The sequence below is a fragment of the Flavobacterium arundinis genome (assembly GCF_038289855.1).
Taxonomy (GTDB): Bacteria; Bacteroidota; Bacteroidia; order Flavobacteriales; family Flavobacteriaceae; genus Flavobacterium; species Flavobacterium arundinis.
On record NZ_JBBYHR010000002.1, the window covers coordinates 556,751 to 569,893 of the forward strand.

A 13,143-nucleotide genomic window follows, 5' to 3' on the forward strand; every position below is an offset into this window, starting at 1 on the left:
TGCCCCCTCTCCTTTGGAGAGGGTTGGGGTGAGGCCAATCGATTCACTCGCTCTTCACATCCAGTGCATCCCGCAGTGCATTACCCACCATCATAAAGGCAAGTACCAATAAAAGCATCGCAATTCCGGGAGCAAGTGCCAGGTAAGGCTTGCCTAATATAATGTAGTTGTAGTGGTCTTTTATCATTCCGCCCCAGCTTGGTATCGGCGGCTGCGCGCCAAGTCCAAGGAAGCTCAGGCCGCTTTCGACTAATATGGCAGACGCAAAATTGGCTGCCGAGATAACGATTACCGGCGCCATGCTGTTAGGTAGTATGTGGTTAAAGATAATCCTCGAATTGCGGTAACCTAACGCCCGAGCTGCAGTGACAAACTGCATCTGCTTAATGCTCATCACCTGCCCCCTTACGACCCTTGCAACCTCAACCCACATGGTGAGTCCTACGGCCACAAAAACCTGCCAGAAGCCTTTGCCAAGCGCCAGCGTGATGGCAATAACCAGCAGCAGCGTGGGTATTGACCAGATGATGTTGACAAGCCACATTACAAACGCATCGACTTTGCCGCCATAGTAGCCTGCAATCGCCCCGAAGAAAATCCCGACCAACAGCGAAATGAATACCGCCACAAATCCTATAGCGATTGAAACCCTTGATCCTACCATAAGGCGGCTCAGGAGGTCGCGCCCCTGGCTGTCGGTGCCGAGGATAAATTTCTGGTCTTTTAAATAGTCGTTGGCAACGGTTTGTGCAGTAGCTTTAGGTCCGAAATCGGAAAGGGGAATGGTCTTGGAAACCGCAAGCGAAGGCTCGTCGGTATAGTCGTAGTAGGTAAGGCTGTCCCCCTTGACCTCATATCTCAGGATGGGGATTTTTTGTTCGGGTGTTTCCCTTCCGGTAAAGTACTCCCCGAATGTCATCCCGTCTGATGGGAAATGAAGCATCTTTACGGTAAAGCCCGGTGATTTAGAATGTATGGAAAGGTCGCCCCAGTTGGCATCCTTTGTCTTATCAGGTGCAAGCACATAGGCAAAAATCGAAATGAACACCAGGATTGCAATAAACACTAAACTTAAAACGCCCCAAAAATTCTTTTTGAATTTTTGGAGCGCTAAGCCTGTAAGCGATTGATTTGCTTTATCCATCAATCATTATTTTGTTTTGCCAAGTGACGGCTTCTGAACATTGGCCGCACTTTTACCTGAAGCTTTCGGCTGCATATCGTTAAGGATATTCAACGCTTCTTCTACATATATGTCTTTTGACAAACTTTCATACCATCTTTCTTTTTTCTCTGCCAAAGAAGGGTCTTTCTTGAAGATCTCTTTTTCGTAAGGCAGGGCTTCAAATTTCAGGCTGTTCTTATAGTCGTTAAGTGCCTTGAATTTTTTGGTTGTTGCTTCCATTTTCACAACCTCAGCTTTAAACTTGTCTGCATTCAGGCTGTAGGTATTGTCGTCTTTTTTCTCGCTCACCCATTTCGCATTCTCATCCATCAGTTTGAATTGCGGGTTAACTGACATCCTTCTTTTGCTGTTGGCAATAACACCTTCAAAGTTATTTTTCACCGCTTTATAGTTGGCTGCATCAATTTTATCATAAGGCATGGCATTGTCGGTATCGCGCTCGCCCATGTCGATGTAAGCATACCTGTCCGGCATGATGATATCGCTGTAAACGCCTTCCCTTTGTACAGACCCGCCGTTTATCCTGTAATATTTCTGAGTAGTTGTTTTAAGCGCACCAAGGTCGCCCAACGAATTGCCCCTTACAAACTGGTTCAGGTCGATGATATTCTGCACTGTACCTTTACCGTAGGTGTGCTTGCTGCCCAATATAAGCCCGCGGTGGTAATCCTGTATGGCTGCTGCGAATATCTCTGATGCCGAAGCCGAGAAATTATTTACAAGCACTACAAGAGGCCCATCCCACTGCACTTTTGAGTCGGTATCGTTAAGCACTTCTTTTTTCTTTTCTTTCGATTTTACCTGAACAACAGGCCCATCCTGGATAAACAGCCCGGCCATCTCAACAACCGTTTTTAAAGAGCCACCACCATTATCCCTAAGGTCCATGATGATACCTTCAACCCCTTGTTGTTTTAGCCTTTCCACTTCAAGCGCAACGTCTTTTGCTGCATCACGGCTGTCTTTATTTTCAAAGTCAATGTAGAATTTCGGAAGGTTGATGATGCCGTAAAGCTTACCATCCTTGTTCACCACGCTCGATTTAGCGTAGGTTTCCTCGATCTCTACCACTTCCCTTATAATCGGGATAACCTTTATAGAGCCATCCACTTTTTTAACGGTAAGACGCACTTCGGTACCTTTTGGCCCTTTTATTTTTTTAACCACATCGTCAAGGCGAATACCTGCAATATCAACCGGATCGCCAGTGCCCTGCGCTACTTTCATGATAAGGTCGCCCTGCTCCAGGTCTTTGCCCCTCCATGCCGGGCCGCCCGGAATCAATTCTGATATCTCAATATAATCGCCTTTTTTCTGGAGCCTTGCACCAATACCTTCAAGGGAACCCCTCATGCTGGTATCGAATTTCTCTTTATCGTCCGGTGCAAAGTAGTAGGTATGCGGGTCGAAACGCTCTGCAATGGCATTCAGGTAAATGCTGAACCATTCGTCGCGCTTGAAGTCCTTCATAAAAGTGAAGTAATCATTAAGTGACTTAAGGGTAGACTCACGTGCTTCTTTTTCAAGATCAGCAAATGATTTTTGCGGTTCGGATGCTTTATCAGTATTTTTCTTCGCCACTTCTTCCTGTAGCTTTTGCTTATCGGTAATCGTTGACAATACCGATAGTTTCAGTTGTTTTTCCCAACGCTCCTTCAGCTCGGCATCATTTTTTACGTAAGGCTGCTTATCATAGTCAACACTATAATCCTCGTTTTTAGTAAAGTCGAAAGGCTTAGCTAATATTTCTTTATAGAAGCCCTGAGATTCCTTGATCCTGTCTAACAACCTTTCATTAGTAAGGTCGAAAAACGTCAGGTCCCTTTCGTTGATCATATCGTCTATCTTGTCTTCATATTTTGAAAACTCATCGATATCTGCCTGGGTAAAAAACCTTTTGGAAGGGTCTATTTGCTGCAGGTAGCTTTTGTAAACGCCTTTAGAAAATGTATCGTCAATTGCAGCCGGGTCGTAGTGGCCTTTCTCTATTACAAACGTCAGGAGCTCGAGAAGCAGTTTATCCTTTTCGGGATCGTTGGCTTTTTTCGGCTTACCGGGCATAAAACTCCATAGCGCCACTGAAAGCACAGCGACAACTATAACTATTTTATAATTTCTTTTCATAAACTTTATAACGGCATTCATTAGATTATCGTATTATCAACATTACATTAAAAAGCGTGCCAAACATTCATCAATCCAAAAAAACTTCATCAAAAGGCAGGCTTTGCAAAATTGCGTAATTTAGCAAACGTAAAAGTACAATACTTATTTTTAATTCTGTCATAGCTATGAAGAAAAAACCTTTGATATTGGTTACGAACGACGACGGTATATCGGCTCCCGGCATACGCGCACTTATATCGGTAATGAAGCAGTTAGGCGATGTGGTCGTGGTCGCGCCGGACAGCCCGCAATCGGCTACCGGGCATGCCATCACAATCAACAGCACCCTCTATATCAACAAAGTAAATATAGACCCAGACCTTGAGACCGAATACAGCTGCAGCGGAACGCCTGTAGACTGCGTGAAGTTCGCCGTAAACGAGATACTGCACCGCAAGCCCGACCTTTGCGTTAGCGGTGTGAACCACGGGTCCAACTCTTCCATCAACGTTATTTATTCCGGCACAATGAGCGCGGCTGTCGAGGCCGGTATCGAGGGTATTCCCGCCATTGGGTTTTCCCTTCTGGACTATAACTGGAATGCCGATTTTGAACCTGCAAAGCCTTTCATTAAAAAAATTGCAGAACAGGTTTTGGAGAAAGGGTTGCCGGAAGGCGTTATCCTGAACGTGAACTTCCCAAAACTACAGGAGAAAGACATCAAAGGCATAAAGGTGTGCCGCCAGGCAAAAGCGATGTGGGCAGAAAGTTTTGATAAACGTACCAACCCGATGGGGCGCGATTATTACTGGCTGGGCGGCAAGTTCGTCAACCTTGACAATGGCGAGGACACCGATGAATGGGCTTTGGCGAATGGCTACATCTCGATGGTACCTGTACAATTTGACCTTACCGCGCACCATGCGATACAGGGGCTTAATGGTTGGAATTTGAATAAAAGCTGATTGATAAGTTATAATTTCATATAGTATTTTAATTTTATCGCCTATAAACTAACACAGATATTCATCACTTAACCAGTTTATTTTATGACTAAAAAGAAAACGAATCTGACCATAACACATGCTGCTGGCTTAATTGAATACTTGGAACAGAATTCGCTAAAAAGCATTAAAACTAATATTGCCAATGTCTTCCCTCCAAAGAACACTATAATTCGAAAAACATTTAGAAATATTACTTTCAAAGGCGATTTTCATAGTATTGAGTTTAAAAAAGTAAAATTTAAAAGGTGTGAATTTGAAGGAATTTGGGGGTTTTACTGTTTACTACAAGAATGTGAATTTGAGGATTGTTCTTTTCGTAATTGCAGGTTTTCTCACTTAGAATTAGATTGGAATGCGGTGTATTTCCTTAGATGTTATTTTCGAAATATCGAAATAGATGAAGGTTGCGCTTTTAACCTAACTTTCGATGAATGTCATTTAAATAATTGCAGTTTTATAAGCCTTATCCCTTCTGAAAATATTAGATTTTATAATTCCAATATAGATGACTCACTTTTCCAATCTATGCAACACTATGAATATGATGAAGTGGTAAATCGAGATGATGAGTTTATTGATATATTATTTCAAGATTGTAATTTAACCAGCACTAACTTTCATAGAATGGACTTTAAAAATGGTCGCTTTGTCGATTCTATTCTATATAAAGTTGGTTTTATGGATTGTGTTTTAGAAACTGAAAGCTTTATATTAAATAAGGAATTACAATATGGAAGCTATGCTAGTATGGATTTTCAAACTATTTTACAAAGTGAAGATATTGGACAAAAAACTCTATCATATTATTTTAATATTAAAAATAAAGTAAATCTTAAAGAAATTATCTCTGGTATGACAACACAAAAAAATTTTTCAACAGTTTTTATATCGTATAGTTTTAAAGATTCGGATTTTGCAAAAAAAATCGCAGAAAGATTAAATAATCATGGCATCAGGACCTTTATTTGGGAAAAAGACGCTCCTGGAGGAAAACCTTTGGAGGAAATAATGACATCGAATATAAGCGCTCATGATAAACTTTTATTTATTGCATCTAAAAACTCCATACGAAGCAGAGCTTGTCAATTCGAATTAACTACAGCAAGGAAAAAGCAAGAAGCCTCTTGGGAAAATGTTTTCTTCCCAATATCCATTGATAATTATCTTTTTGAAATTAAAAAAATCAATATAAGACCAATAGAGTTAGCAAATGAATATTGGGAAAATATTGAAGAAATTAAGCGAGTAAACACATTAGATTTTAGCGCTTTTAAAAGCAAAGATTACTCAGAAAGAGATTTCGATGAGCTAGTTCAAAAAATTATCGACGGCTTACAAATCAACACATAACTTGAACATATCTCTGCCATAATGAATTCACAAAAGACTAATTACCAAACACATTTTATAAATGCCTTGCTTTTATTGAGCATTACTATTGAAAATACAAAAAAGCCACATTCGCCCCGATTAAAACCCTATATCTTATCCTCTACTAAAAAATACAATTAACTATAAATCAACTACATATTTTCAGTCAACAAAAAAATGATAAATATTTGAATTTTTTTATAAGAAAAGTGTAACAAATACCGTTATCAGTCTACTTATTGGAAAGTTGTTCGCAACTGAAAATAATAATCATCAATCAAATCAATTAGAATGAAAAAAATCACAATGGCTGCTTTCGCGGCAGCCGCCTTTATGGCATTCTCATGCTCAAACGACGACAACCAGACTACTGACACCCCGGCATTACAAGGAAAATGGAAACTTACTTCAGCAACCGCACAACGGGCTTTTGACGGTAATGGGGATGGCACATTATCTACCGACATGCTTGCCGAACTTGGGTCATGCTATGCCGATTCGTATCTGGAATTTGGCAATGGTAATACCATTAAAAGCTTTATGAGCCTGGTTCCTTCAGAGGGAACAGCTTGTACTACAACTACGGAAGAGGGAACCTACAAAATGGTTCAGTATAAAGTAGAGTCGACCTTTGTCCATACCGATGGAACTAAAGATCACGCGACCTATGTTAAGACCGGCAACCTGCTCATGCTGTCAATTCCGGGCATATACCAAGTTGAAGCAGATGATGACGGGGACGGAGTAACCAATACTGTAACCCTTAATGCAAAAATGATATTTACGAAAGAATAATTCCTCTCTGAATTGGATTAATGCCCCCGCCAACGCAGGGGCATTTTTTATTGGATACAACCCCAAATAAAAAATTGTATTTTTGACATTGCAGCTGCATTACCGTTGCATCACAACCAAGCCAATAAACTAATAACAGCCTCAGCGCACCGCCCGATGATACAAAAATACCGCCTACTGCCCTTCCTTATTTTCGCTACTTGTTTTGCACACGCCCAGGATACCATACCAACCGATACGATAACACGTTTGCCCGAAGTAAAGCTTACCTACCAGGCAGGGCGCACAACGCCGGTAACGTATATGAATATCGATGCGGCCACGATTGACAGGAAATCTGTTGGGCAGGAGCCTTCTTTCCTACTTTCCGAAACACCTTCTATCACTGTTTATTCCGATGGCGGCAATACACAGGGCTATACGTATTTCAGGTTGCGGGGCATCGACCAGACGCGCATTAACATGACCCTCGACGGCGTACCGCTCAACGACCCAGAGGACCAAGGCGCTTATTTTTCTAACTACCCGGACATATTCAATTCCGTAAGCAATGTACAGGTGCAGCGCGGCGTTGGCACTTCTAAAAACGGAACCGCAGGCTATGGTGGCAGCATACAGCTTTTTTCACCAGATCTTTATGATAAGAAAAGTGCATCCGTTGGTGTTGGGTACGGCTCGTTCAACAGCGCAAGGGCATTCGCCGAATACAACAGCGGCATTAAAAATAATAAGGCACTCTATGCACGGGCATCGCAAATATATTCTGACGGATACAAATACCACTCTTCCAACAAGTCGCAATCCGTTTTCCTAAGCGGCGGGCTTTTCGGGAAAAAGTCGGACTGGAAGCTTAACCTCCTTGCAGGTCAGCAGAAAAACCAGCTGGCCTGGCTTGGTGTTGCCGATTCGCTTATCGCGAGAGACCGCAGGACAAATGTCAACAATAACGAAGACGACCATTTTGTACAGGCGATGTCGCAGGTACTCAATACCTGGCGGATAAGCACGGTATCGACATTGCAATCCTCGGTATACTACACCTTCCTGAAAGGCAACTATGATTTCGACCCCAACAATTACGGCTACCCTCCGTCTTCAGAATTATACAATTACGCCTTCCTGTCGAACCTTGCAGGAGTATTTTCGAATTACACGTTCTCCAAAAATAACCTCAGCTGGACAACCGGCATACATGCGAATACCTACAGCCGCAGGCATACCGGAAGCGAGAAAACACTGGGCGAGCTTTACGAAAACACAGGCCATAAGCACGAGGAAAGCGTTTTCACAAAAGCGAGTTATACCATCGGCAGGTTCAGTCTTTTTGCCGACCTGCAATACCGCCATGTAGAATTCAGTTATGACGGCAGCGTGCCTTTCGATGCTATGAAATGGGATTTTTTCAACCCGAAGGCCGGACTTAGTTACCAAGCTTCCGCAACGGCGACATTGTATTACAGCGTGGGAAAGACTAAAAGGGAACCCACCCGAAACGACATTTTTGGCGGAAGCGATGACCTCCTGCCAGACGAGAATGGCAATGCCCTCCTATTCATCAAAAAAGCAGAACAGGTGACCGACCATGAAATCGGCATTCGTTACAACAAAGGCAGCTGGCACATTGATGCGAATGCCTATTATATGGATTTTGAAAACGAAATTGTGCTTGACGGGAAATTCGGACCGAACGGACTGGCGCTTACCAACAATGTGAAACAGAGTATCCGCGCCGGTGTGGAGCTGAGCGCTTCGTATACAATGGGCTGCTTTACGTTTACCAATAATTCCTCATGGAACCACAGCCGCATTAAAGAGCAGGACGAATCGTTCAGCCCGATACTGAGCCCTAAGTTCATCATCAACCAGGAAGCGGCCTATACTTTTGAGAAGTTTTCTTTTTCCCTTACAGGCCGCTACCAGGATAAATCGTATATCGACTTTGCCAACAGTGCACAAATAGACGGCTATTTCCTGCTGAACGCCCGCGCCGGATATACCTTCGGAAAACTGGAGGCTGCCGTTTTTGCCAACAACATCACCAATACCAAATATTTCAATAACGGCTATGTGGAGACGGATGGTACCAAAAAATATTTTGTGCAGGCACCGGTGAATGTTTACGCATCCTTAGAGTACCGCCTGTGACAGACATTTTTGACATATCAAATATCATAGGCGAAGTGTACGGCTACCCGATAAGCTATATCGAGCTGCTCGCCACCCTGAGTGGGCTGGTATCGGTATATTGTGCATCGCGGGCAAGCATCCTCACCTGGCCCACGGGTACGTTCAATGCGGTATTCCTGTTCGTGCTTTTTTACCAGGTGCAGCTGTATGCCGATATGTTCCTGCAGGTTTATTTTTTCATCGTAACGCTCTACGGCTGGTACTATTGGAATAAAAAGAAAGACGATAAGGATATTACAACCCTCCAGGCAAAAGGCAGGTTCGTCACCGGAGCCGTAGTAGTGTGCGCGACGCTTATTGCAGGTTATTTATTCTCCCATATCCACAAATACCTGCCGCAGTATTTCAAGATCCAAGCGGCCTATCCCTACGCCGATTCCTTTATCATGGTGGCCAGCATTACGGCAACGACGCTTTTGGTACAAAAGAAAATAGAGAATTGGTACTTGTGGCTCATGGTGAATATTGCCAGCATAATGGTGTACTATACCAAGGGCATATATTTTCTTTCACTCGAATATGTGGTTTTTCTCGTGCTGGCTTCTTACGGATTGTACAACTGGCATAAAAAACAACATCATGGTTAAGGCGTTCCTCTTTGGGAAATTCCTGCCTTTCCATAAAGGGCATGAGGCAATGATACGTTTTGCATTAACACAAGCAGACTTTGTCTCGGTGCTTGTTTGCTCCAGCGATAAGGAAAATATTCCTGCCGAAATAAGAAAAAGCTGGATAGATGCAACTTTTGAAGGAAACGACAATATCGAAGTCCTCACACTGGATTATAAGGAAAGTATGTTCCCCAATACTTCAGCCTCATCTAAAGAGGTATCGGCAATCTGGGCACCGGTATTCAGTAAGTTATTCCTGGATCATTCCCTCCTCATCACCTCCGAACCTTATGGCGATTATGTTGCCGGATTCATGGGCATCAGGCACATCGCTTTCGATATCCCGAAACAGCTGTATCCCGTATCGGCAACGCTTATACGGAACGATGTTTTTGAATGGTGGGATTATCTGCCGGATAGCGTAAAGCCCTATTACAGCGTTAAGGCTGTAATACTCGGCACCGAATCTACCGGGAAGACTACATTGGCCGAAAGGCTGTCGGCGCACTTTAATGCCACGCTTGTAAGCGAGGCCGCTAGGGACATCATTCTCAATTCGAATTCTTTTACAATAGAAGACCTGTATACCACCGCCCGTGAACATGCCCGAAGGATACAGGAAGCCGAAAAAGGCAACAGCCCGCTCATTATTATTGATACCGATGTGCACATTACAAAGTCGTATGCACAATATTCTTTTGGTGAGGAGCTTAAGGTGAGTGATATTATTTATACTGCAAACAAAGCCAGCCTCTACATCTACCTCACCAACGATAGCGGCTATTTCCAGGACGGGACAAGGCTTGATGAAGCGAAGGCCCGACTGCTCGATGTTTCCCACAGGCAGGTTTTAGACGACCATAAAATCCCCTACCAAGAGATAGGCGGAAGTTTTGACGAAAAGTTTGAAAAAGCGGTACTGTTGATTAAAAATTTAATTAAATCCTGAATTTTTAAATAGTTAATGTATTGACTTTTAAAGATTTATTTAGTAAAATAAAAATATTTTAAAAATATATACATTAAATTATTTTTTACGGCATGCTTGTTGCAAACGCATTGGCATTAACAAAATAATTCTCAATCAATTTCAACAATGAAAAAACTTACCATGTTAGCCCTTGCGGCTTCAGCCTTTATGGCTTTCTCGTGCTCAGATGACGACAACAATTCTACAAACAATGTAGCAGTATCCGGAAAATGGATGCTTACCAAGGTAACTGCATCTCACGCCGTTGACGGCAATGGTGATGGTGTAACGTCTACCAATCTTATTACAGAAGGCGGCACGTGCTTTACGAATTCGTATCTGGAGTTCGGCGCCAACAACACCGTTACAAACTTCATTAGTGCTCCTATGTTTGAGGAAAACTGTTTCTCTGCATCTGCAGATGGCTCATATAGTGTAAACGGGAACAGCGTATCGGTTGCCGTTAGCTATGAAGGCGACACCGAAACTACCGTTTACACACAAAGCGGCAACACCCTTACTGCAATGGTGCCTGATTTTTATGAGGTAGAAGTAACTGTAAACGGCCAGACGACCTATGACAGCATTGATGCTACTTTGGTATTTACCAAACAGTAATCATTATCGAATAACATCTAAATGCCCTGCTTATGTGGGGCATTTTTATTGGCATAAGATTTATACAAACATGGACACGGATGACACCGATTGTGTGGATGGCCACTGATTTGCCTTCGATGGTTATCTGTGTACATCAAAAATATCCGTGTCATCAGTGTTCCTCTTGCCAATAAATACTACTTTTGGGCTTGTAAACTACAGGCAATGAAATATTACATTATAGCCGGGGAAGCATCGGGCGACCTGCACGGATCGAACCTGATGAAGGAACTTTTCAAGAAAGACCCGCAGGCCAATATCCGTTTTTGGGGCGGTGACCTCATGCAGGCTGCTGGTGGAACGCTGGTAAAGCACTACCGCGAACTCGCCTTTATGGGTTTTGCCGAAGTAGTACAGAACCTGAAAACGATCCTGAACAACATAAAATTCTGCAAGCAGGACATCCTTGCCTTCCAGCCGGATGTGATTATTTTTATAGACTACCCAGGCTTTAATATGCGCATTGCCGAATGGGCGAAAAAGCTGGGCATCAAAACGCATTACTATATTTCACCGCAGATATGGGCCTGGAAAGAGAGCCGCATCAAGGCCATCAGGCGCGATGTGGATCACATGTATATCATACTGCCTTTCGAAAAAAACTTTTACGAGAACAAGCATAATTTCGCTGTCGAGTTTGTGGGCCACCCGCTTATCGATGCCGTACACAACCGTGAAAAAACCGATGCGGCAACCTTCAAAAAAGAGCACGGACTGGACGAAAGGCCGGTTATTGCGCTGCTGCCCGGAAGCAGGAAGCAGGAAATTGCCAAGATGCTTTCTGTGATGCTTTCTGTGACCGATGATTTCCCCGATTACCAGTTTGTGATTGCAGGGGCGCCTTCGCTGGACTATTCATTTTATGAGCAGTTCTTAAACAACAGCAATGTAAAGTTTATTTCGAACAAAACCTATGGCCTTTTGAGCATTGCATACGCGGCTTTGGTGACCTCGGGAACGGCAACTTTAGAGACTGCATTGTTCAAGGTTCCTGAGGTAGTTTGCTATAAAGGCGGATGGATTTCCTACCAAATCGCCAAGCGGATTATCACCCTGAAATACATCTCGCTGGTGAACCTTATCATGGATAAAGAGGTGGTGAAAGAACTTATTCAGGATGACTTTAACAAAAAAAACATAAGAGAAGAACTCCAAAAGTTATTAACACCCGAATATAGACGGAACCTCCTGAAACAGTACGATTTACTGGAAGAAAGGCTGGGCGGAATTGGTGCAAGTGAAAAAACAGCCAGTCTCATAATCAAACATTTAACATAGGTTCTTAAAATTTCTTTAAAATTATTTTGCTATATTTGCTCCAAACCGATGTAGAATTATAAGATTAAAGATTTGAAAAACCTCCGTCCCACAACCCTGATTTTGTTTCTGATAGCGTCATTTACCGCTTCGGCCCAAATAGTAACTTCTAAAAAAGAAGCCCAAAAAAAGGGTATCTATTCTTACACTGAAAAGCAAGCTTCAAAACCGGCACCGTCTATAGACAAGGCTGCCGTTATGAAAGAAATAGCTTCATTAAACGACAGGGATATTCTTGCTTATGAACCTGTTCAGAAAAAAGAAATAGGCAGGGGAGGCCCAAAAAAATCTGAAATTGAACTGCCAAAGAAAAATCCTGCACGTAAAGGAACTGTAATTTTGGACGATACTACAGAGCCGGATTTCGTGCCGGAATCTGCCGAAAGCTACCTTGCGGTGCAGATCGTAAACAATGCCATGGATTTTGAAGGCGTTCGCTACAGGGCAGGCGGAACTACAAAAGAAGGAATGGATTGCTCAGGTATGGTTTATGCCACATTTAAGATATTCGACATCACGTTACCACGCAGTTCAGCCGGTATGGCAGCAGCAGGCAGGGTAGTACAGCTTTCTGAAGTTAAAAGGGGCGACCTGCTTCTTTTCAAAAACAGCCACAACAGGAGAGGCATCAACCACGTAGGTATTGTTGTTGAGATCACAGATGAGGGCGAAATTAAATTCCTCCACTCTTCCACAAGTTCAGGCGTTATGGTATCTTCTATGAACGAGCCTTACAATGCAAGGACATTCGTTCAGGCGAACAGGGTTATCGAAGAGTAAATTTTTTACCACAAGGTTTTTTACCACATAGCCACGAAGTATTTACATAAGGGTCACAAAACTGTATGTGTAATACAGTGTGCACATTATAGGATCAGCCAGTTTTTTTTGTAGTTAGTGAAAATCTTTGAGTGTTCCTTGTGGTAAAAAATC

Annotated in this window: 11 protein-coding genes; 9 read left to right on the forward strand and 2 right to left on the reverse strand. The window is 42.9% G+C overall.

Going from position 1 to position 13,143, the window contains the following annotated elements; genetic code table 11:
* Window positions 1-43: 43 nt before the first annotated feature.
* A complete protein-coding gene (locus AAEO56_RS05585; RefSeq protein WP_341696038.1) occupies window positions 44-1,144 on the reverse strand; it encodes an ABC transporter permease in 1,101 nt (366 codons plus the stop codon).
* Window positions 1,145-1,150: 6 nt separating this feature from the next.
* Entirely contained in the window at window positions 1,151-3,331 is a 2,181-nt protein-coding gene (locus AAEO56_RS05590) for a carboxy terminal-processing peptidase (protein ID WP_341696039.1), read from the reverse strand.
* 146 nt (window positions 3,332-3,477) lie between these two features.
* Here AAEO56_RS05590 and surE point away from each other — a divergent pair, with 146 nt between their 5' ends.
* The 9 genes from surE (at window position 3,478) to AAEO56_RS05635 (ending at window position 12,990) form a co-directional block, all read left to right on the forward strand.
* Window positions 3,478-4,257, forward strand: coding sequence for a 5'/3'-nucleotidase SurE (surE, locus tag AAEO56_RS05595; protein ID WP_341696040.1), 780 nt, complete (start codon window positions 3,478-3,480; stop codon window positions 4,255-4,257).
* Between the two features lie 84 nt (window positions 4,258-4,341).
* Window positions 4,342-5,649, forward strand: coding sequence for a TIR domain-containing protein (locus AAEO56_RS05600; protein WP_341696041.1), 1,308 nt, complete (start codon window positions 4,342-4,344; stop codon window positions 5,647-5,649).
* Between the two features lie 312 nt (window positions 5,650-5,961).
* On the forward strand, window positions 5,962-6,465 hold the full coding sequence (locus tag AAEO56_RS05605; RefSeq protein ID WP_341696042.1) for a lipocalin family protein: 504 nt from the start codon (window positions 5,962-5,964) through the stop codon (window positions 6,463-6,465).
* A 156-nt stretch (window positions 6,466-6,621) separates the two neighbouring features.
* Window positions 6,622-8,610 carry a TonB-dependent receptor gene (locus tag AAEO56_RS05610; RefSeq protein ID WP_341696043.1) on the forward strand — a complete coding sequence of 663 codons (1,989 nt, stop codon included), beginning with the start codon at window positions 6,622-6,624 and terminating at the stop codon, window positions 8,608-8,610.
* A complete protein-coding gene (gene pnuC / locus AAEO56_RS05615) occupies window positions 8,607-9,239 on the forward strand; it encodes a nicotinamide riboside transporter PnuC (RefSeq protein ID WP_341696044.1) in 633 nt (210 codons plus the stop codon). The genes AAEO56_RS05610 and pnuC overlap by 4 nt, the downstream gene beginning before the upstream one ends.
* Window positions 9,232-10,212, forward strand: coding sequence for an AAA family ATPase (locus AAEO56_RS05620; RefSeq protein WP_341696045.1), 981 nt, complete (start codon window positions 9,232-9,234; stop codon window positions 10,210-10,212). Before pnuC ends, AAEO56_RS05620 begins: the two co-directional genes overlap by 8 nt.
* A 147-nt stretch (window positions 10,213-10,359) precedes the next feature.
* Window positions 10,360-10,851: a lipocalin-like domain-containing protein gene (locus AAEO56_RS05625; RefSeq protein WP_341696046.1), complete on the forward strand. Its 492-nt coding sequence runs from the start codon at window positions 10,360-10,362 to the stop codon at window positions 10,849-10,851.
* Between the two features lie 207 nt (window positions 10,852-11,058).
* The gene (gene lpxB, locus AAEO56_RS05630) at window positions 11,059-12,171 is read left to right on the forward strand and encodes a lipid-A-disaccharide synthase (RefSeq protein ID WP_341696047.1); all 1,113 of its coding nucleotides are present in this window, start codon (window positions 11,059-11,061) and stop codon (window positions 12,169-12,171) included.
* 72 nt (window positions 12,172-12,243) lie between these two features.
* Entirely contained in the window at window positions 12,244-12,990 is a 747-nt protein-coding gene (locus tag AAEO56_RS05635; protein ID WP_341696048.1) for a C40 family peptidase, read from the forward strand.
* Window positions 12,991-13,143: the final 153 nt, after the last annotated feature.

Bases quoted from the DNA above. Each gene is read 5' to 3' on its own strand.
- AAEO56_RS05610 (WP_341696043.1), top strand. From the start codon at position 6,622: ATGATACAAAAATACCGCCTACTGCCCTTCCTTATTTTCGCTACTTGT.
- surE (WP_341696040.1), top strand. From the start codon at position 3,478: ATGAAGAAAAAACCTTTGATATTGGTTACGAACGACGACGGTATATCG.
- AAEO56_RS05600 (WP_341696041.1), top strand. From the start codon at position 4,342: ATGACTAAAAAGAAAACGAATCTGACCATAACACATGCTGCTGGCTTA.
- AAEO56_RS05605 (WP_341696042.1), top strand. From the start codon at position 5,962: ATGAAAAAAATCACAATGGCTGCTTTCGCGGCAGCCGCCTTTATGGCA.
- AAEO56_RS05625 (WP_341696046.1), top strand. From the start codon at position 10,360: ATGAAAAAACTTACCATGTTAGCCCTTGCGGCTTCAGCCTTTATGGCT.
- lpxB (WP_341696047.1), top strand. From the start codon at position 11,059: ATGAAATATTACATTATAGCCGGGGAAGCATCGGGCGACCTGCACGGA.
- AAEO56_RS05590 (WP_341696039.1), bottom strand. From the start codon at position 3,331: ATGAATGCCGTTATAAAGTTTATGAAAAGAAATTATAAAATAGTTATA.
- AAEO56_RS05620 (WP_341696045.1), top strand. From the start codon at position 9,232: ATGGTTAAGGCGTTCCTCTTTGGGAAATTCCTGCCTTTCCATAAAGGG.
- AAEO56_RS05585 (WP_341696038.1), bottom strand. From the start codon at position 1,144: ATGGATAAAGCAAATCAATCGCTTACAGGCTTAGCGCTCCAAAAATTC.